18 protein-coding genes, 1 tRNA gene and 1 pseudogene are annotated in these 18,903 nt (G+C 67.0%); 6 read left to right on the top strand and 14 right to left on the bottom strand.

Going from position 1 to position 18,903, the window contains the following annotated elements:
• Positions 1–13: 13 nt before the first annotated feature.
• Positions 14–988, bottom strand: a complete 975-nt coding sequence (locus tag ACOJTD_RS20420) for a sodium-dependent bicarbonate transport family permease (RefSeq protein ID WP_420134690.1) — start codon at positions 986–988, stop codon at positions 14–16.
• Between the two features lie 187 nt (positions 989–1,175).
• Between ACOJTD_RS20420 and ACOJTD_RS20415 the strand changes: the two genes are divergently transcribed.
• Positions 1,176–2,033, top strand: coding sequence for a LysR substrate-binding domain-containing protein (locus ACOJTD_RS20415; protein WP_420134689.1), 858 nt, complete (start codon positions 1,176–1,178; stop codon positions 2,031–2,033).
• A 12-nt stretch (positions 2,034–2,045) separates the two neighbouring features.
• Here the strand turns inward: ACOJTD_RS20415 and ACOJTD_RS20410 are convergent, their stop codons facing one another.
• Positions 2,046–2,486 (bottom strand): hypothetical protein, encoded by a 441-nt coding sequence (locus tag ACOJTD_RS20410; RefSeq protein ID WP_420134688.1) that lies wholly within the window; start codon positions 2,484–2,486, stop codon positions 2,046–2,048.
• Between the two features lie 198 nt (positions 2,487–2,684).
• Here ACOJTD_RS20410 and ACOJTD_RS20405 point away from each other — a divergent pair, with 198 nt between their 5' ends.
• Positions 2,685–3,260 carry a hypothetical protein gene (locus ACOJTD_RS20405; protein ID WP_420134701.1) on the top strand — a complete coding sequence of 192 codons (576 nt, stop codon included), beginning with the start codon at positions 2,685–2,687 and terminating at the stop codon, positions 3,258–3,260.
• Between the two features lie 22 nt (positions 3,261–3,282).
• Here ACOJTD_RS20405 and mdlC read toward each other — a convergent pair whose 3' ends face one another.
• The 5 genes from mdlC to ACOJTD_RS20380 all read right to left on the bottom strand — a co-directional run bounded on the left by mdlC (position 3,283) and on the right by ACOJTD_RS20380 (position 9,767).
• Entirely contained in the window at positions 3,283–4,905 is a 1,623-nt protein-coding gene (mdlC, locus tag ACOJTD_RS20400) for a benzoylformate decarboxylase (protein ID WP_420134687.1), read from the bottom strand.
• A 286-nt stretch (positions 4,906–5,191) separates the two neighbouring features.
• Positions 5,192–6,049: an FAS1-like dehydratase domain-containing protein gene (locus tag ACOJTD_RS20395; RefSeq protein WP_420134686.1), complete on the bottom strand. Its 858-nt coding sequence runs from the start codon at positions 6,047–6,049 to the stop codon at positions 5,192–5,194.
• A gap of 24 nt (positions 6,050–6,073) precedes the next feature.
• Complete coding sequence (locus ACOJTD_RS20390; RefSeq protein WP_420134685.1) at positions 6,074–7,168, bottom strand: CaiB/BaiF CoA transferase family protein; 1,095 nt, start codon at positions 7,166–7,168, stop codon at positions 6,074–6,076.
• A gap of 110 nt (positions 7,169–7,278) precedes the next feature.
• Entirely contained in the window at positions 7,279–8,454 is a 1,176-nt protein-coding gene (locus ACOJTD_RS20385) for an acyl-CoA dehydrogenase family protein (protein ID WP_420134684.1), read from the bottom strand.
• Between the two features lie 32 nt (positions 8,455–8,486).
• Positions 8,487–9,767, bottom strand: a complete 1,281-nt coding sequence (locus ACOJTD_RS20380; RefSeq protein WP_420134683.1) for a cytochrome P450 — start codon at positions 9,765–9,767, stop codon at positions 8,487–8,489.
• Between the two features lie 350 nt (positions 9,768–10,117).
• Between ACOJTD_RS20380 and ACOJTD_RS20375 the strand changes: the two genes are divergently transcribed.
• The gene (locus tag ACOJTD_RS20375) at positions 10,118–11,290 is read left to right on the top strand and encodes an isovaleryl-CoA dehydrogenase (protein ID WP_420134682.1); all 1,173 of its coding nucleotides are present in this window, start codon (positions 10,118–10,120) and stop codon (positions 11,288–11,290) included.
• Between the two features lie 193 nt (positions 11,291–11,483).
• On the opposite strand, the gene ACOJTD_RS20370 is transcribed toward ACOJTD_RS20375, so the two are convergent.
• Positions 11,484–12,293, bottom strand: coding sequence for a DUF2927 domain-containing protein (locus ACOJTD_RS20370; protein ID WP_420134681.1), 810 nt, complete (start codon positions 12,291–12,293; stop codon positions 11,484–11,486).
• Positions 12,294–12,369: 76 nt separating this feature from the next.
• On the bottom strand, positions 12,370–12,945 hold the full coding sequence (locus tag ACOJTD_RS20365) for a L,D-transpeptidase (protein ID WP_420134680.1): 576 nt from the start codon (positions 12,943–12,945) through the stop codon (positions 12,370–12,372).
• A 188-nt stretch (positions 12,946–13,133) separates the two neighbouring features.
• Between ACOJTD_RS20365 and ACOJTD_RS20360 the strand changes: the two genes are divergently transcribed.
• Together ACOJTD_RS20360 and ACOJTD_RS20355 are read left to right on the top strand one after the other, a co-directional pair.
• Complete coding sequence (locus tag ACOJTD_RS20360; protein WP_420134679.1) at positions 13,134–14,678, top strand: acetolactate synthase large subunit; 1,545 nt, start codon at positions 13,134–13,136, stop codon at positions 14,676–14,678.
• Positions 14,679–14,783: 105 nt separating this feature from the next.
• Positions 14,784–15,215: a DUF5413 family protein gene (locus ACOJTD_RS20355; protein WP_420134678.1), complete on the top strand. Its 432-nt coding sequence runs from the start codon at positions 14,784–14,786 to the stop codon at positions 15,213–15,215.
• Between the two features lie 188 nt (positions 15,216–15,403).
• On the opposite strand, the gene ACOJTD_RS20350 is transcribed toward ACOJTD_RS20355, so the two are convergent.
• The 5 genes from ACOJTD_RS20350 to ACOJTD_RS20330 all read right to left on the bottom strand — a co-directional run bounded on the left by ACOJTD_RS20350 (position 15,404) and on the right by ACOJTD_RS20330 (position 18,658).
• Positions 15,404–15,721, bottom strand: a complete 318-nt coding sequence (locus ACOJTD_RS20350) for a hypothetical protein (protein ID WP_420134677.1) — start codon at positions 15,719–15,721, stop codon at positions 15,404–15,406.
• Positions 15,722–15,948: 227 nt separating this feature from the next.
• Entirely contained in the window at positions 15,949–16,125 is a 177-nt protein-coding gene (locus ACOJTD_RS20345; RefSeq protein WP_420134676.1) for a hypothetical protein, read from the bottom strand.
• 196 nt (positions 16,126–16,321) lie between these two features.
• Positions 16,322–16,396: transfer RNA gene (locus tag ACOJTD_RS20340), tRNA-Val, on the bottom strand.
• A gap of 170 nt (positions 16,397–16,566) precedes the next feature.
• Entirely contained in the window at positions 16,567–17,814 is a 1,248-nt protein-coding gene (locus ACOJTD_RS20335) for a hypothetical protein (RefSeq protein WP_420134675.1), read from the bottom strand.
• A 250-nt stretch (positions 17,815–18,064) separates the two neighbouring features.
• A complete protein-coding gene (locus tag ACOJTD_RS20330; RefSeq protein WP_420134674.1) occupies positions 18,065–18,658 on the bottom strand; it encodes a DUF1134 domain-containing protein in 594 nt (197 codons plus the stop codon).
• 121 nt (positions 18,659–18,779) lie between these two features.
• Here ACOJTD_RS20330 and ACOJTD_RS20325 point away from each other — a divergent pair.
• A pseudogene (locus tag ACOJTD_RS20325) lies at positions 18,780–18,903 on the top strand (30S ribosomal protein S3); the annotation flags it as partial.

Here is an 18,903-nt window from a genome sequence, read left to right as displayed (position 1 = left end):
CCAGGGCGGGCGGTCATGGTGCAATCCGGGACGCGATGGCGATGTAGAGCGGGATGCCGGCGAGCAGGTTGAACGGGAAGGTGATGCCGAGCGACAGCGTCAGCGCGATCGCCGGATTGGCTTGCGGCAGCGCAAGCCGCATCGCCGCCGGCACCGCGATGTAGGAGGCCGAGGCCGCCAGCGTGATCAGCACCGCGGTGCTGCCGGCCGACAGGCCGATCAGCCAGGCGAGCGCTGCGCCAAGCGTACCGCCGATCAGCGGCATCGCGACGCCGAACACAGTGACCGGCAGCGACAGGTGCCGCCGGCCTTGCGCCAGGCCGCGGCCCGCGACCAGCCCCATGTCGAGCAGGAACAGACACAGCACGCCGGCGAAGGGGTCGTTGAGGAACGGCTTCACCATCGCGGCGCCGCGAGTGCCGGTCAGCGCGCCGATCACGAAGGCGCCGAGCAGGATAACGATCGAGCCGTTCAGCGCCACCTCACGCAGCAGCATGCCGCCGTTCTCGCCGTTTGCCGTCGCCTCGGCTTTTCCGCGCGCGATCAGCAGTGCCGCGAGGATCGCCGGCGTCTCCATCGCGGCGCCGACCGCCACCATGTAGCCGTCCCAGGCGATGCCGAGCTGACCAAGCATACCGGTGACCGCCACGAAGGTGACGGCGGAGATCGAGCCGTAATGCGCCGCTACCGCCGCTGCATTGACGGCATCGAGCCGCGTGACGGCGCGCAGGATCAGATAGGCCAGGAACGGCGTCGCGAACGACAGGGTGATACCGGCGGCGATCGCTGCGATCATGGTGCCGTCGATGCCCTGATGCGCAACCTCGACGCCGCCGCGGAAGCCGATCGACATCAGCAAATACAGCGCAAGCAGCTTCGCGACCGGCTCGGGGATCGACAGATCCGAGCGCGCCAATGCGGCCGCGACCCCGAGCACGAAGAACAGCACCATTGGCGAGAGTAGGTTTTGGAAAGCAAGATCCAGCATGTCGCCCCCTTTTGGCCGGGCGCGCGAAGCCGGCCCGCGTCTCGAGAAGCGAGCGCAGGCGGATCAGGGCGCGCAGCGGCGTGAAAGCCCGCGATCGGCGGGCGGGGCGGAACCTATGCGCGCTTGCAGCATCTTTGAAATTGATTATAGAAACTACAATCATTGCATTTCACAATGGTTAGATCTCATGCCGCGACCGCTGCTCAATCTCGACCTCGATCTGGTGCGGGCGTTCGTTGCCATTGCCACGCTGGGCAATTTCACCCGCGCGGCGGAATCGCTGCGGCGGCAGCAATCGACGGTGTCGTTGCAATTGCAGCGGCTGGAGGACGCGCTCGGCCGCAAGCTACTGGAGCGCAATCCGCGCAGTGTCCGGCTGACGCCGGAGGGCGAGGTGTTTCTGGTGCACGCCCGGCGGCTGCTCGACGTCAACGACGAACTGGTCGCCCGGGTCACCGAGCCGGCGCTGCATGGCGTGGTGCGGCTCGGCACGCCGGAGGACTTCGCCACGCGGCATCTGCCGGACGTGCTGTCACGCTTCGCCAGGGCCTATCCGGCGGTGGCGCTGGAAGTGACGTGCGATCTGACGCTGCATGTGATCGACGGCTTCCGGAAGGGCAGCTTCGATCTGGCGCTGATCAAGCGTGAGCGGGTCGGCGAGGCCGCGGGCATCCGGGTCTGGCGCGAACCGCTGGTGTGGGTGACGGGCGAGCCGGAGCCGCAGCAGCGCGAGGGGCCGCTGCCGCTGGTGGTGTCGCCGAGCCCCTGCGTGTATCGCAAGCGCGCGACCGAGGCGCTCGACAGAGCGCGCAAGCCGTGGCGGATCGCCTACACCTGCGGATCGCTGGCCGGCTCGCTCGCCGCGGTGCGCGGCGGTCTCGGCGTCACCGTGCTGCCCAAGGACATGGTGCCGGACGATCTGCACGTCATCGATGGCGGACCGCTGCCCAACCTGAAAGACACCGAGATCGCACTGCTGCAGCGCGACCGGCTGTCGCTGCCGGCGCAGCGGCTGAAGGAGCACATCGTTCGGTCGCTGGGGTGAGCCCGTGCGGCGTCAGGCCTTGCGCAGTGCGAAATGCGCGCCGCAGAACGCCATCGCGGCGCCGAGCAACAGCGCGGCGAGACCGGTGACGACGCCCGTCGTGGTCGTCCCGGTGGAGGGCGCCGAGGCGGCCTGGCCGGCGGCGGCCAGCACCAGCACGCCGATCGCCATCAGGAACTGCCGCATCCGCGGCGGGATCTGGCCATCGGCGGCGTGGTGCATCAGCGTCGCGGTGAAGTAACCGCCGGCGAAGCCTGCCGTCGCGACCAGCCACCACGCCAGCGCGGCGCGTGCCGGCATGAACTCGCCGAGATCGCTGCGCCATAAGCCGCCGAGATCGAGCCCGAGCCGCTGCCCCAGCATATGCAGCGCCAGCGCCAGCAGCACGCCGCTGACCAGTGCGCCGGCAAAGATCAGATGGCGGGGGAAATAGGCGGTGTCGGATTTGGGCATCGGGACTCGGCGGTCGATCAGGACGGCAGTTGTAGGAAACAGGACCGTTTCGGGCAAGCGAGATGCCTTGCAATCGGGCGGGCAGGCGGATCGACCGCATTGCATCCCGGCGGCGGCTGCGGCAATGACGCTGCAAGCAGGAGGCGAGCGGTGGCGCGAGCGGATCGGAATTCAGGCGCGAAGCCCAAGGCCTCCGGCATGACGGAGGCGCCGCCGGCGGACGCCTACGCGTTCAAGGCCTCGCTGATCGGGGCCGCGCAGCAGTTCGAACTGACGGACGACGGTCTGGTCTGGCGGATCGGACCGAAATCCGGGCTGTGGCCGTACGCGACGATCGCCCGGGTGCGGCTCAGCTATCGGCCGGTGTCGATGCAGTCGCAGCGGTTTCGCGCCGACCTCGAAGACGTCAGCGGCGCACGGCTGCGGATCCTGTCGACGACCTGGCAGACGGTCGCGCTGATGGCGCCGCAGAACGACGCCTATCGGGCTTTCATTCGCGAACTGCATCGGCGCATGCAGGCGGCCGGCAGCCACGCCGAACTGATCGGTGGCCTCCGCCCCGCTATTCATACCGCCGCGCTGGTGTTGATTGCGCTGGTGGCGGCGGCGATGACCGGACTGCTGGCGCGCGCGGTGGCGACCGGTTCATGGGCCGGCGCGCTGTTCATCGCCGGCTTCGCCGCGCTGTTCGGCTGGCAGATCGGCGGCTTCATCCGCCGCAATCGCCCGCGCCGCTACGGCTTCGACGACCTGCCGACCGACCTGCTGCCGTAACGGCAGGCCTGCGAAGAGATCTTCAGCCGTTCTTGGCGTAAAGCAGCGGCACCGAACTATCCAGCATCGCCTCCAGCACGAAGACGCCGTCATGCGACAGCGCACGGTCGAGCGCCGCGCCCAGATCGGCGCAGCGCGATACGCGCTCGGCCATGCAGCCCATCGACTGCGCGAGCGTGACGAAGTCGATGTTCGGCAGCTCGAGGCCCGGCACATTGCGCACCTGCATCACCTGGCTGAACGAGCGCATTGCGCCATAGCCGGCATTGTTGAGCACGATCACCGTCAGCGGCAGCTTGCGCTGCGCGGCGGTCCACAACGCCTGGACCGAATACATCGCCGAGCCGTCGCCGATCAGGCAGACGGTGCGGCGCTTGTCGTTCGCCAGCGCAAAGCCGGCCGACGCCGGAAGCGACCAGCCGAGGCCGCCGCTCGCCATCGTGGCGAACGAATCCTGGCCGCGCATCGGCATGTATTTCTGCATCGCCAGCCGGTGCGACGGCGCTTCCTCGACCAGCATGGCGTCGTCCGGCATCGCTTTGCCGAGCGCATCGAGCAAGTACTCGGCGGGCATCGGCTCGGCGGCCTGCGGCGGCGGTGCGATCGCGCGCGGGGCGGGAGCGGCGCGCTTGGTTGGCGGCAGCAGATCGAGCAGCAACGTCAGCGCCGGTGCCATCGTCGCGATGATGCTGGTGCCGAGCGGCGTCACCGACGCGGTGTTCGCATCGTCGGTGATCTGGAACAGCGCCGTGCTGCCTTCGAAGATCGCCGCATGGCCTTCGACGTGAAAAGTGAACACCGGCGCGCCGATCACCACGACGACGTCGTACGCGCCGAGCGTTTCCGACACCTGCCCGGGCGACGCGGGCAGGAAGCCGGCGAACAGCGGATGCCGTTCCGGGAAGCTGCATCGGGCGGAGAATGGCGACACCCAGACAGGAGCGCTGGCGCGCTCGGCGACCTGCACCATCAATTCGACCGCCGCGGCGCGGTCGACCGCCGGGCCGACAACCAGCGCCGGCTTCTTCGCCCGTGACAGCACATCGGCCAGCGCCTGCATCGCGCCGCGCTCGGGGCCGAGCTCGCGCGTCACCGTGCGCGGCGTGACCGGCGTCGCTGGCCGCGCCCAGTCGTCGATCGGCACCGACACGAAGGTCGGTCCACACGGCGGCTGCATCGCCACGTAGTAGGCCCGCGCGATCGCCGCCGGGACGTCCTCGGCGCGCGCGGGCTCGACACTGTATTTCACATAGGGCCGCGGAAACTCACTGGCGCGCTCGGCACCGAGGAAGGCCTGCAGCGGGAGAAGACTGCGCGCCTGCTGGCCCGCTGTGATCACCAGCGGCGTCTGGTTCTTGAACGCGGTGTAGATGTTGCCGAGCGCGTTGCCGACGCCGGCGGCCGAATGCAGATTGACGAAGCCGGCGTTGCGGGTCGCCTGCGCGTAACCATCGGCCATCGCCACCGCCGAGGCCTCCTGCAGCGCCAGCACGTAGTCGATGTCGTCCGGCCAGTCGCTGAGGAACGGTAGCTCGGTCGAGCCGGGATTGCCGAACACCTTGTCGATCTTGAAGGCGCGCAGCAAGTCGAAGGTGGCTGATTTGACAGTGGTGGTCGCCGCGTGCGGCTTCGGCTTCTTCGGCAAGGCGGTTCCTCCGGCGCAGCGCGCCGCTGTTGATTGTGGCCGATCAATCAGCAGGCGGGAAGGGGAGTCAATATGGCGTCCATGCAGGGCGAAGCGGTGCAGGTTGCACGGCGCGCTCCCTCGCCCCGCTCTTGCGGGGAGAGGGGTGGGGTGAGGGGCGACGCGGGCAGTGAGCTTCGGCCGCGCGGAGGCGCCCCCTCACCCGACCAGCTGCGCTGGCCGACCTCTCCCCGCGCGCGGGGAGAGGTGAGGTCAGCTGCGGGGAGAGCCAGCGACCACGCGCTTGCTACCAGCTCGCCGTGCCCTTCATGTTCGGCACGCCGTCGGCGTTGGCGGTCCAGACGTCGAAGCCGGTGCCGGCCGCGTTGGCATTGACCGAGAAGTCGGCGCCGTCGAACAGCGGCTGCACGCCGCGATAGCTGAAGGTCTTCGGCGCGGCGCCTTTCAGCTTGGCGGCGAATTCGACCAGCAGGGCGGCCTGCATCGGACCGTGGACGATCAGGCCCGGATAGCCTTCGACCTTGGTGACGTAATCGCGGTCGTAATGGATGCGGTGGCCGTTGAAGGTCAGCGCCGAATAGCGGAACAGCAGCACCGGATCGGCGAGGTGGCTCTCGCGATGCTGCGCGGCCGGCGGGGCTGCGGCCGGCTTGGCGGGGGCGGCCGGCGCCGCGGAGGGCGGCGGCACGTCGCGATAGACGATGTCCTGTCGGTCGCGGATGGCGACGCCGCGGGGCGTGGTGATCTCGTGATTGACGGTGACGAAGCACAGCGTGCCGGTCGAGCCCTGCTTGATCTGCACGTCGCCGATCGTCGAAGTCCGGGTCACTTCGTCGCCGACCCTCAGCGTATCGATGAACGTCAACTCACCACCCGCCCACATTCGACGCGGCAGCAGCACCGGCGGCAGAAAGCCGCCGCGGGTGGGATGGCCGTCCGGGCCGAGCATGTCCATCGGGTACACCGGCTGACCGAGGCACCAATGCGCCGTGAACGGCGCGGCGTCGCCGGTCTTGGGCTGGCCGATGTCGAGGAACAGCGTCGCGCGCAGACCCTTCACGAGTTGCGGCGTCACCAGATCGGTGGCCTGTTCGCTGCGGCCGATCCACTGCCGGAGATGATCGATGTCGAGTGCTTCGGTCATGGTGGTCCTCGCTGACTTGTCCGCTTACTTGCGCTTGTCGCCGATGCCCGGCACGGCGCCGTAATGCCGGTCTTCGCCGACCACGATCGCGGCCGGCGCCGGATAAGCGACCTTGCCGTTCGGTGTGTCGACCTCGATCCGGCGCAAATGCGGATGATGCGACAGGTCTTCCATGGTGTTGACTTCGGCGAACGCGATGTCGGCGCTGGCGAGATGTTCCAGCAGGTCGTCGCGGGTCAGCGAGCCGAAGATCTCGGCGACGATCTTGTCGGTGTAGGCGCGGTTCTTGACGCGCTCGACGCCGTTCTTGAGCCGCGGATCGTTCGGCAGATCCGGCTGGCGCAGCACGTCGGAGCAGAGCTTCTTCCACTCCCGCTCGCTCTGGATCGAGATCAGGATGTCCTTGCCGTCCTTGCTGGTGAACACGCCGTAGGGCGCGATCGACGGATGCGCGAGGCCGAGACGCTTCGGCGGATTGCCGGCCTCGGCGTTGAGCAGCGGCACGGTCAGCCAATCTGCCATCACGTCGAACATCGAGATCCGGATGTCTGCGCCCTGGCCCGAACGACCGCGGCCGATCAGTGCTTCGAGGATCGCCGCATGCGCGGCGGCGCCGGTGGCGACGTCGACAACCGACATGCCGACGCGCGAGGCGCTCTCCGGCCCGCCGGTGATCGAGGCGAGGCCGCTCTCGGCCTGGATCAGCAGGTCGTACGCCTTGCGATGCGCGTAGGGGCCGTCGTCGCCGTAGCCGGAGATCGTGCAGATGATCAGCTTCGGATAGTCGGCGCGCAGTCGCTCGCGGGTGAAGCCGAGCTTGTCCATCGAGCCGGGCTTGAGGTTCTGCAGCAGCACGTCGGCGGAGGCGATCAGCTTTTCGAGCTCGTCGCGGCCCTCTTTGGTCGAGAGATCGACCACGGCGGATTCCTTGCCGCGGTTGAGCCAGACGAAGTAACTGCTCTGGCCCTTGGCGGCGGCGTCGTAGCCGCGGGCGAAATCACCCTCGGGGCGTTCGATCTTGATCACATGTGCGCCGGCATCGGCGAGCCGCGAGCTGCAATACGGCGCCGCGACCGCCTGTTCGACGGCGATGACGGTCAGTCCTTCGAGCGGAAGCATCCAATCAATCCTGCAATGGCTGCGTCGTTGCGGGGAGCGTAGCGACGAAGCAATCCAGGCTCGGTGAACTCGGCTCTGGATTGCTTCGCTTCGCTCGCAATGACGGGAGTTTAGTACGACCGCGGCATGCCGAGCACGTGCTCGGCGACGTGCGACAGGATCAGGTTGGTCGAGATCGGGGCCACCTGATACAGCCGCGTCTCGCGGAACTTGCGTTCGACGTCGTATTCCTCGGCAAAGCCGAAGCCGCCGTGGGTCTGGATGCAGGCGTTGGCGGCTTCGAACGACGCGTCGGCGGCGAGCATCTTGGCCATGTTGGCCTCGGCGCCGCAGTCCATGCCGGCTTCGTACTTTCGGGTGGCTTCCTTCACCATCAGTTCGGCCGCGCGCATGTTGGCGTAGGCCTTGGCGATCGGAAATTGGATGCCCTGGTTCTGGCCGATCGGACGGCCGAACACGACGCGATCCTTCGCGTAGTTGGTGGCCTTGGCGATGAACCATTTGGCGTCGCCGATGCACTCCGAGGCGATCAGGATGCGCTCGGCGTTCATGCCGGACAGGATGTAGCGGAAGCCCTTGCCTTCCTCGCCGATCAGGTTTTCCTTCGGCACCTTCATGTCGGTGAAGAACACTTCCGTGGTGGCGTGGTTCATCATGGTACGGATCGGCCGGATCTCCAGGCCGTTGCCGCGCGCCTCGCGCATGTCGACCAGGAACACCGACAGGCCTTCGGTCTTCTTCGCCGCCTGATCCTTCGGCGTAGTCCGCGCCAGCAGGATCATCAGGTCGGAATATTCGGCGCGGCTGGTCCAGATCTTCTGGCCGTTGACCACGTAGTCGCCGTTGGCGTCCTTCTTGGCGAAGGTCTTCAGCGAGGTGGTGTCGGTGCCGGAGGTCGGCTCGGTGACGCCGAACGCCTGCAGCCGCAGTTCGCCGCTGGCGATCTTCGGCAACCATTTCGCCTTCTGCTCATCGCTGCCATGACGCAGCAGAGTACCCATGGTGTACATCTGGGCGTGGCAGCCGCCACCATTGCAGCCGGCGCGCTGGATCTCCTCGAGAATTGCCGCCGCGGCCGACAGCTTGAGGCCGGCGCCGCCGTATTCCTCCGGGATCAGCACAGACAGATAGCCGGCCTCGGTCAGAGCATCGACGAACGCCTTGGGGTACGCCATGTCGCGGTCGAGCTTGCGCCAGTATTCGCCCGGAAACTGCGCGCACAGTTTGGCGACGGCGTCGCGGATATCGTGAAATTCGTCCTGCTCCGCGGCGGCATGATGTTTCATTGTCGAGGCTGTCTTCTTTTTCTTGGGGAGGGTCAGGAAATGCGAACCGGCAAGGACTCGTAGCCCTTGACGAAGCTCGAATACACCCGCTTCGGCTCCCCGACAACTTCGATGCGGTCAAACCTGTCCAGCATTTCCTCCCAGACGATCCGCAGCTGTAATTCCGCCAGACGCATTCCGACGCAGCGATGGATGCCGAAGCCGAAGGAGAGGTGGATCTTCGGCCGCTTGCGGTCGATGATGAACTCGTTGGGCCGCTCGATCACCTCGTCGTCGCGATTGCCGGAGACGTACCACATCACCACCCGGTCACCTTTCCGGATGGTCTTGCCGCCTAGTTCAGTGTCTTCCCGCGCGGTGCGGCGCATATGCGCCAGCGGCGTCTGCCAGCGGATTACCTCAGGCACCATGGTGTCGATCAGCTGGGGATTGGCGCGGAGCTTGGCGAACTGGTCGGGGTTCTCGTTCAGCGCCAGCACCGAGCCGGTCATGGTGTTGCGGGTGGTATCGTTGCCCCCGACGATCAGCAGCAGGATGTTGCCGATCAGGTTGTCGCGGTCCATGTGCCGCGTGGCGTCGTGATGCGCCATCATCGACAACAGATCATTCCGTGGCTCGGAATTCACCCGCTCGTTCCACATCTGCGCGAAGGTCGCGGCGCATTCGTTGAGCTCGGCGCGCCGCTGCTCCTCGGATTCGACCACCATGCTCTTCGGCAGTGCCGTGGATACGTCCGACCAGCGCGTCAGCTTGCGTCGCTGGTCGAACGGGAAGTCGAACAGCGTCGCCAGCATCTGGGTCGTCAGTTCGATCGAGACGCGGTCGACGAAGTTGAACGTCTCGCCGCGCGGCAGGCCGTCCAGCACCTTGCGGGTGCGCTGCCGGATCAGCACTGCGAGTTCGTCGAGATGCTGCGGCGTGAACATCGGCGACACTGTCTTGCGCTGTGCCGAATGCCGCGGCTCGTCCATCGCGATGAAGCTCGGCCAGTCGTAGCCGGGCGGCGCGTCGCGGATCGAAATGCCGCCGAGCGTCGAATCCGACGAGAAAATCTGGTGGCTGGTGTCGACATGCATGATGTCGTTGTACTTGACGACGCTCCAATACGGTTCGATCGGCGCGTTGGTGCAATAGTGCACCGGTTCCTCGGCGCGCAGCCGCTCGAACCACGGCCACAGCGTGTCGTCGCGGAAATGCCGCGGCGCGCCGGGATGGAAGTCCTTCAGCGGCGTCGCATAGGCCTCTTCGCGCGCGGCGCGCTGCCGTGCGGCTTTGTCGGTCGCGACGTTGCTGGTCTCGATGGTGCCGTGCATGCGGGCCCTCGCTGATGGCGTATCTGGCGTTTCGCTCCGACGCACCGCATCGCGGCGATCGGTCTCCGTCGGCTGCCGTCTTCGTCGCGGCAGTCCGTTCGGGTGATTACAACCGGTTGGGCGGGCAAGAGCAAGGCGGGTGCGGCAGCCCTGATAGCGGCTCCGCACAAGATCCTCCGAGGCGCCGGTTTTCAGCCAGCCGGGTTGCGTCGAGGCGCTGGTAAACGGCCTGGAAAGCCGGTGGAACGACCTTTGGAGCCTTCTCAGCCCTGCGGCGTCGTGACATGGTGCCGGCCAACCAGAACACGGTTGCGCGGCTTGCCGCGCCGACGAGTGGAGACAGCCCGACCATGATTTCGAACGCGCAGAGCCTGTTCAATTTCGATCTCGGCGAGACCGCCGACGCGATCCGCGAAACGGTGCGCGGCTTTGCGGCGGACGAGATCGCCCCGCGCGCCGAGGCCATCGACAAGACCAACACGTTCCCGCGCGACCTGTGGCCGAAGCTCGGCGAACTCGGCCTGCACGGCATCACGGTCGAAGAGGAGTACGGCGGCGCCGGGCTCGGCTATCTCGAGCACTGCATCGCGATGGAGGAGATTTCACGCGCTTCAGCCTCGGTCGGCCTGTCCTACGGCGCGCATTCCAACCTCTGCATCAATCAGCTCCGCCGCAACGGCAACGAGGCGCAGAAGCGGAAGTATCTGCCGAAGCTGATCAGCGGCGAGCACGTCGGCGCGCTGGCGATGTCCGAGCCGGGCGCAGGCTCCGACGTGGTGTCGATGAAGACCCGCGCGGACAAGAAGGGCGACCGTTACGTCCTCAACGGCAACAAGATGTGGATCACCAACGGCCCGGTCGCCGAGACGCTGGTGGTGTACGCCAAGACCGATCCGGCCGCTGGCCCCCGCGGCATGACGGCGTTTCTGATCGAGAAGGGCTTCAAGGGATTCAGCACGGCGCAGAAGCTCGACAAGCTCGGCATGCGCGGATCCGACACCTGCGAGCTGGTGTTCGAGGACTGCGAAGTACCGGAGGAAAACGTGCTCGGCGAAGTCGGCCGCGGCGTCAACGTGCTGATGAGCGGGCTCGACTACGAGCGCGCCGTGCTGGCCGCTGGGCCGCTCGGCATCATGCAGGCCTGCATGGACGTCGTGATGCCTTATGTGCACGAGCGCAAGCAGTTCGGCGAACCGATCGGCAACTTCCAGCTGGTGCAGGGCAAGGTCGCCGATATGTACGTGACCATGAACGCCTCGCGCGCTTACGTCTATGCGGTGGCGAAGGCCTGCGACCGCGGCGAGACCACCCGCGAGGACGCCGCCGGCGCGATCCTCTACGCCGCCGAGCGCGCCACTCAATGCGCGCTCGACGCCATCCAGCTGCTCGGCGGCAACGGCTATATCAACGACTACCCGACCGGCCGCCTGCTGCGAGACGCCAAGCTCTACGAAATCGGCGCCGGCACCAGCGAGATCCGCCGGATGCTGATCGGGCGGGAGTTGTTCACCAAGACGGCCTAACGACAACAGTCTCTCGACGCGTCATTCCGGGGCGCCGCGCAGCGGCGAGCCCGGAATCCATACGCCGCAGCGTGTGTAGTAAGGGATGGTGGTTGTCGGTGATCTGTCGAGAGCGCAGGGGTTATAGATTCCGGGCTCGCGAGCTGCGCTCGCGCCCCGCATTGACGGGGAGGGGCAGGATGATTACCGCCGACTACTGCCCCAATCCGTTGACTTTCCCGACAAAACTCCGCACGTCGGTCATCACCTGCGGCAGCACAGACTTGACCTCCTGCACGGTCATGCCCGGCTTGATCTCCGGGTGGTACAGGATGTTCATCAGGTATTGATCGTAGACGTCGAAGTAACCCTTTTGGACGTCGTCGTTGAACATCGTCCACGGCACCTCGTCGGTGTCGTTGATCGGGCCGAGCGATTGCAGCAGTTCCTCGTAGGCGCAGTCGAGGAAGACGAAGTCGCCATTGTCGATCGTCAGGATGACGTCGGCGTGCTCGATCTCGAACTTGTCGTTCTTGCGGAAGCCAGACAGGCATTGCGGATCGAGCGACTCGCGGATCTCCTTGGCGCGTTCGGCGCCGTAGAAGGCCTGAATGGTCTTGTTGAGGTTCTTGTCGCGGACGAGGTGCACGGTGACGTTGGCCTCGTCGCTGTCCTGGGTGATGGCGATATCGAGGTTGCGGATGCGTTTGGCGATGTCGGCGACCACACGTGCGAGCTGTGCCCGCCGGTCGGGATGAGTATCGCCTTCGGCGAAGATCCGCACCGGGCCTTCGAACTTGCGGATGCGATCGACACGGCCGGCGAGGTGATACTCGGCGCCGAACGCGGTCTTGAAGAAGCCGTCGAAAATCTGGCTGTCGGTGAAGTCGCGCTTCTCGGCGCGCTGGTTGGCCGAAATGTCGGTGCTGTCGGCCGCCAGCGACGGCGCCGCTACGCCCGCTGCCGCGGCGATGATCGCCGCGAGCACGGGGGCGAGGAAACGGGTAGGGCGGCCACTTTGCATGGCCGAACGCTGCCGCAATCCGTCGCGGCGCACAACCCGTAATTGGGAGCAGCGGGGCTGCGCGCCCCGCCGCGGATCAGTTCCGCACGATCACGGTGGCGCCGACGCGGACGCGGTCGTAGAGGTCGACCACGTCCTCGTTGGTCATCCGGAAGCAGCCCGACGACACCGCCTGGCCGATCGTTTCCGGCTCGTTCGAGCCGTGGATGCGATACAGCGTCGAGCCGAGATACATGGCGCGGGCGCCGAGCGGATTGTCTTCGCCACCGGCCATGTGGCGCGGCAAATCGGGGCGGCGTCGCAGCATCTGCGCCGGCGGCGTCCAGCTCGGCCATTCCTTCTTGGCGGTGATGCGGTGAACGCCCGACCAGCGGAACCCGTCGCGGCCGACGCCGATGCCATAGCGCAAAGCGGTGCCGTCCGGCTGGACCAGATAGAGCCGGCGCTCCGAGGTGCTGATCACGATCGTTCCGGGCGCATAGTTGCCCATGAAGTTAACGCGTTCCCGCGGGATCGGGCTGGCCGCCGGACCGGAGCGGAAGAACGGACCGAACCCCATCACGGCCCGCATGTCCTCCTGGGCGGACGCCTGGGTCATCCCGGCAACGGCAATCGTGGCGGCGAGCGCGAACAGGCGGGCAGTGCGAACCATCGTAAACCTCGCAATCGTCAGAATCCAACCCAAGACAGGCCACAATCATGGCGATTGCGCAAGTCATCGCGATGACGCCGGAGGCTTGGCGTGCGCGGTACGAAGCGCTGCTCCGCGCGCCCGCCCCTTTGACGAACGCTTTCAACAATGATTGATCGTCGTGTCACGACACAACAGGGAGCGAAACGATGAACGGTGCCGAAAGCCTGGTGAGAACCCTCGTGCAGGGCGGCGTCGACGTCTGCTTCACCAATCCCGGCACCTCGGAAATGCACTTCGTCGCCGCGCTCGACCGCGTCGAGGGCATGCGCTGCGTGCTCGGCCTGTTTGAAGGCGTCGTCACCGGCGCCGCGGATGGTTACTATCGGATGAAGCGCACCCCGGCTTCGACCCTGCTGCATCTCGGCCCAGGCCTCGCCAACGGCATCGCCAATCTGCACAACGCCAAGAAGGCGGCCTCGGGCATTGTCAACATCGTCGGCCAGCACGCCACCTACCACATCGATTACAACGCGCCGCTGACCTCGGATATCGAGGGGCTGGCGCGGCCGATGTCGGCCTGGGTTCGCACCTCGCCGGACGCCAAGTCGGTGGCGCGCGACGGCGCTGCTGCGATCGCCGCCGCCAAGGGCATGCCGCCGCAGATCGCCACGCTGATCCTGCCGGCCGACACCGCCTGGAACGAGGCCGACGGCATCGCCGAAGTGCCGGCCGATCAGCAGCGGCCGAGCTACTCGTCGCAGGCGGTCGAGGCCGCCGCGCGGGTGCTGCGCTCCGGCGAGCCGACGCTGCTGCTGTTGTCAGGCAACGCGCTCACCGAGCACGGCCTCGCGCTGGCGCAGCGGATCGCCGGCAAGGCCGGCTGCAAGGTGATGGCGCAGACCTACAACGCCCGGATGGCGCGCGGGCAGGGGCGCTACTGGATCGAACGCGTGCCCTATGTGATCGAAGCGGCGCTGCCGATCCTGAAGCCGTTCCGTCACATCGTGCTGGTCGAGGCGATGGACCCGGTGGCGTTCTTCGCTTACCCGGACAAGCCGAGCCTGCTGAAGCCGGACGGCTGCGACGCGCACCGGCTGACCGACATCGGCGAGAACTCCGAAGCGGCGCTCGAGGCGCTGGCCGGCGCGCTCGGGGCTAAGGCCCAGGACGCCCAGCCGCAGAAGCTCGTCGATATCGCCAAGCCGAGCGGCGCGCTGACGCTCGACAACATCGCGCAGGCGATCGCGGTGGCGATCCCGGAGAATGCGATCGTCATCGACGAGTCGATCACCACTGGCCGCGGCTTCTTCCCGCCGACCGCCGCGGCGGCCCCGCACGACTGGCTGCAGAATCTCGGCGGCTCGATCGGCTTCTCGCCGCCGGTCGCGGTCGGCGCCGCTGTTGCGTGCCCGGACCGCAAGGTGATCTGCATGGTCGGCGACGGCAGCGCGATGTACACGCTGCAGGCGCTGTGGACCCAGGCGCGCGAGAATCTCGACGTCACGACGGTTGTGTTCGCCAACCGCAAGTACCAGATCCTGAGGGGTGAGTTCGACGGCGTCGGCGCCGGCGAGCCCGGCAAGCGCGCGCAGGACATGCTGACGCTCGATCGGCCGGACCTCGACTGGGTGTCGCTGGCCAAGGGCATGGGTGTGCCGGCGCGCGCCGTGACCACGGCGGACGAACTCAACGCAGCGCTCGAAGCGGGCGTCCGCGGCAGCGGGCCGAGCTTGGTCGAAGTGCGGATGTAACCATCGCGGCAGTTTGAGCAGACTGTCCGCCTCCGAGAGTTGTCGGCATCGGGCCGGCGGGCGTAGCCTGTCGGTCCGGCGGAGATCGCCGGTTGTGGAGCAGGCATGAAGCGATATCTGATCTTCGGTGCGATCGGGCCGTTCGTCGGCGGACTGCTGTTGCTGTTCGCGACCAGCTACATGTCCGGCTACTGGATGCACACCGATCTGACGGAGGTGCAGAAGTTCTTCGTCGTGCTGTTCAGGTCGCTGCAATACAGCTACCTGTTCGGCCTGCTGCCGGCGCTGATGATGGCGGCGATCGACGAGATCATCTGCCACATCCGCATCATCAAGCAGCCGCTACGCATGGTGATCGTCGGCATCATCGGCTTCATCGCCACCGCGTTCATGTATTCCAACCGCGGCGCCGATGCCGGCCTGGTGCAGCTTGTGCTCTATGGTCTGGTCGGGCTGGTGCCGGCGGTGCTGTCGTCGTGGCTGGTCAGCAAGTTCTGCAAGCCGGTCGGTCCGCAGACCGAGCAGGCGGCGGCCTGACCGCTGCGTCGTTGCCGAGGCACGCGTGAGACCCCGCGTGCGGATGCAGGTCCGCACGATACGGTGAGCGTAAGCGACAGCTATCGCCTCCGCGGTTTTTCAACGATCCTGCTCGATCAATGGCAGCAGCCAACAGCGCCGCGGGTTGGTGCCTTCAACCCGCGCCACGCCGCTGCCGTGCGGCTTTGTCAGCCGCGCGCCGGGAGCGCGCCCCAGTCGCTCAGGCTCTCGATTGCGTCGTCCTGAAGCGCGGCTTCGATCCGGCTCTTGAGATCGGCATGGCGGGCGCTCGCGGCTTCGAACTCGGCGGCGGTCATCGCGCCGCGATGGGCGCGCAACAGCGGATCGAGCCGGAGGAATTCCTCGGTCTCGGCCGGCGTCAGCCCGGCGATTGCCGTGACGCCCCGGGTGTCGCGGATCAGCGCCCGCATCTGCTCCAGCCACTGCCGCAGCGCCGGCTCCTGCTCGAGCAAGGCGTTGATCGTCTGTTCGAGGGTATGAGCCATGTCGTCCACCTCCCACCGATGCTCTCAGGCCATCTGATCCTCCGCTAAACGAAGGCTGGGGGCGGTCGCATTGTGCCGGATCAATTGGTGCGGTGCCCAAGTGCCGGATTTGTGCAGCGAAAGGCAGCAGGGTACGGGATCGCTCCCGCTGGACCACCGCAGAGGGCTGTCCGCTGCCGGCGCTGCGAGCAATGCCGGCAGCGGGCCACGGCGCGGGCTGACTGAATTCAGGCGGCTTGCAGACCCGCGGCAGCGAAATCACTCCGCCGCTCGGCCGCCGCCAGTTCCGCCCGACATTCCGCCGCGAACGCCATCAGGCGGGTGACGGTCAACTCGTCCACAACCATCTTGGCCAGCCGTTCAGCGCGCGAAATCTGATCGTTCAGATAGTCGATACGGGCCATGATCGCCTCCGTGCTTCATCGAACTAATTTGAAGCAAATTGCATCGTTCCGAAAACCCGCGCGGTATGGTGAACCGAGAGTTAAAGGTCGGATGAAGGGAGTGGCTTGGATCGATGAGTCGCGGACACTAACTCCGCGATCGCTTTCCGGCTAACGGCAATCTGAGAGCAGTGAGAAGACCGGCGAATCGGAAGGATGGTGGGCGCACAAGGGATCGAACCTTGGACCTCTCCCGTGTGAAGGGAACGCTCTCCCGCTGAGCTATGCGCCCGGGACCGGTGGGGACGTGGCCGCGTGGCGGCTGGTCCCAGTGACCGTAGAGGCGCGATTTACGAAGTGAGGGGCCAGGGTGTCAAGCGGCAAGCCGGGAATTTGCCGCTTCGTTCACCCATTTGCCGCGGCTCGGGCTTGGCCGGTCTGCGCGCGGCCGCCTCGAGCCGTTCAGCCGATCTGGCGGGCGCGGGAGGCGTGGGATTGCAGGGCGCGGATGCGCTCGGCCAGGGTACCGCCGACGACGGGCGCCGGGGCCTCGGTGCCGTTGGCGCGGGCCGTCGCCTTGGCGGCGGGCGCCGGCGTGGCGCTGCCCTGGCCGGCAAGGATCGCTTCGATCGGCGAATCCGGACCTTCCAGCGTCATCGCCAGCTTGGCGACTTCGGCGGCGATGTCGTTGATGCGCTCACGCAGCAGCGCGTTCTCCATCCGCTCCGTCGCCCAGTTGTTCTCGGCCTGCTGCTGGATCGCCGCCAGTTCGCGCTGCGCGGCGGCGCGCTCGTCACGGGCCTGCTGGAGCTGCTGCTCGAGCGCGGCCTTCTCGCCCTGCAGCCGGACGACGTCGGCGCCGCCGCCGGTCTTTGCCTTGGGCGCTGCCTTGCCGCCGCGGAGCTGCTGCAGTTCCTGTTCGGCCGCCGCCGCGGCGGCGCGCAGGCCGGCGTTCTCGGCTTCCAGCGCCGCGACCCGGCTGCCGAGCTGCTCGGCTTCCTTGACCTGCGCGACGAGCTGGCGGTCGAGGTCGGCCACGCGGCTGCCGAGCTGTTCGGCGCGGCCGCGTGCCTCGAGCAGCTCGCGGCTGGTGCTGGCGGTTTCGCCGCGCTGGGCTTCGAGCCGGGTCTGGGTGGCGTTGAATTCGCGCTCGGCCTCACCGACGCGGGCACGCAGCTCCTCGATCTGGGCGCGCACCGCGACGAGTTCGACCTGCCGGGTGTCGGCCTGCATCGAGCGGTCGGCGAGTTCGGCATTGATCCGGGCGAGCTCCGCCTGACGCTCGGCGAGCGCGGCCTCGGCGGCGCGCAGCTCCTGGGTCTTGGTGGCGAAGTCCTGTTCGGTGGTGCGAAGTTGCTCGTTCAGCGCCTTTTCGCGCGCTTCGAGAGCGATGATCGCTTCGTTCTTCTCGGCGAGTTCGACCTTGAGGCGGTTGACCGCGTCGGTCTTGCGGCCGATTTCGGCGAGTTGGCTGGTTGTCTTGTTGCGGAGCTGCTCGACGCTCATCTCCAGCCGCCGCGCCGACATCGCGAATTCGGCCCGGAGCTGGTCCTTGTCGGCCTGGATCTCGGCCATCGACAGCGGCGTCGCCGCTTCCAGCCGTTTGGTCGTCAACCGCACCGCACGATTATGCACCAGCGGCGCAATCATCAGCGCCAGCAGCATCGCAGCCAGAAAGCCGATCGCCAGATACATGATCTGTTCGACCATGACGTTCTCCTACCCGAGATCCCGAAAGCGGAACGCGTGAGCCGGCCCAGGAGGCGACTTGCGCCGGCGCGACGTCAGATGGCGAGACCGATGAAGCGGCGAGCCGTGGGCGGACGAGGCGCCGGGCAAACGTCGCCGTCCGGCCGGAGATTCCGGCCGGACCATGCCACGGAGCGCGGCAACAGCGCCAGAGCGTTGCGGCGTTAACGTGAACGGCGGAGGGGAAACGCGGCGCGGGCGACCGCCGGGATCAGAACGGATTCCAGGTCGCCGTCGGGGTGAACTTCAGATAGCCGATATTGGCGCCGAGCCGCAGTCCGATGCCGGACTGGATCGGCACCAGCACGATGCCGTTCGCCGTCAGCGCGGTCATGCCGAAGCCGCCGACCACATAGGCCGAACCGTCGATGCCGCCGAAGCGCTGATAGATCGCGTTGGTGGAGGGCAGATTATAGACCAGCGTCATGGTCCGCGCGCCATTGCCGCCCCAGTCGAAGCCGACCGACGGGCCCTGCCAGTACACCCGCAGATCGCCGGCGTTCTTGGTGTAGAGCGTGCCTTCGCCGTAGCGCAGCCCGGCGACGAACGCGCCGGAGCCTTCCTCGCCCAGCACGTAGCCGTTGGGCAGGCCCCATTGGCTGACCGCACGCTCGATCACGGAAGCCAGCCCGCGTGAGACGTTGCCGAAGAAGCGGTGGCCGGCCGCCGTCAGTTCTTCCGGCCCGTAGGTATTGGGCCCCGCAGAGGCGCGCGGCGGCATCGGTTGCTGCTGCGCCGAAGCCGGCACGATGAAGGCCGCCGACGCAAGCAGCGCCAGCGCGGCACGACGTGAAACGATGCTCATCAAACTCACCCCTGGGTCTGCGATCCCCGGCACCACCTTTAACCGGACGCTGATTGGCTCCCGGCTAGTGTGGCGCGTCGGCCCCACGATTCGATCCTTATCGAGATCAACTATGACGGCAGAACGGCAGGAAGGGAACGCGATGCGCCTCGGAGGACTGGGGATCAAGGTCAACGTCTCCGGTCGCCTTAATGGTGCCGAAATCGCACGCTCCGAGTGGTACCGCGAAGGTCGTGTGCCGCTGC

The sequence above is a fragment of the Rhodopseudomonas sp. genome, from assembly GCF_048594845.1.
Lineage (GTDB): Bacteria > Pseudomonadota > Alphaproteobacteria > Rhizobiales > Xanthobacteraceae > Rhodopseudomonas.
This window is presented reverse-complemented; position numbering and strand designations above follow the sequence as displayed.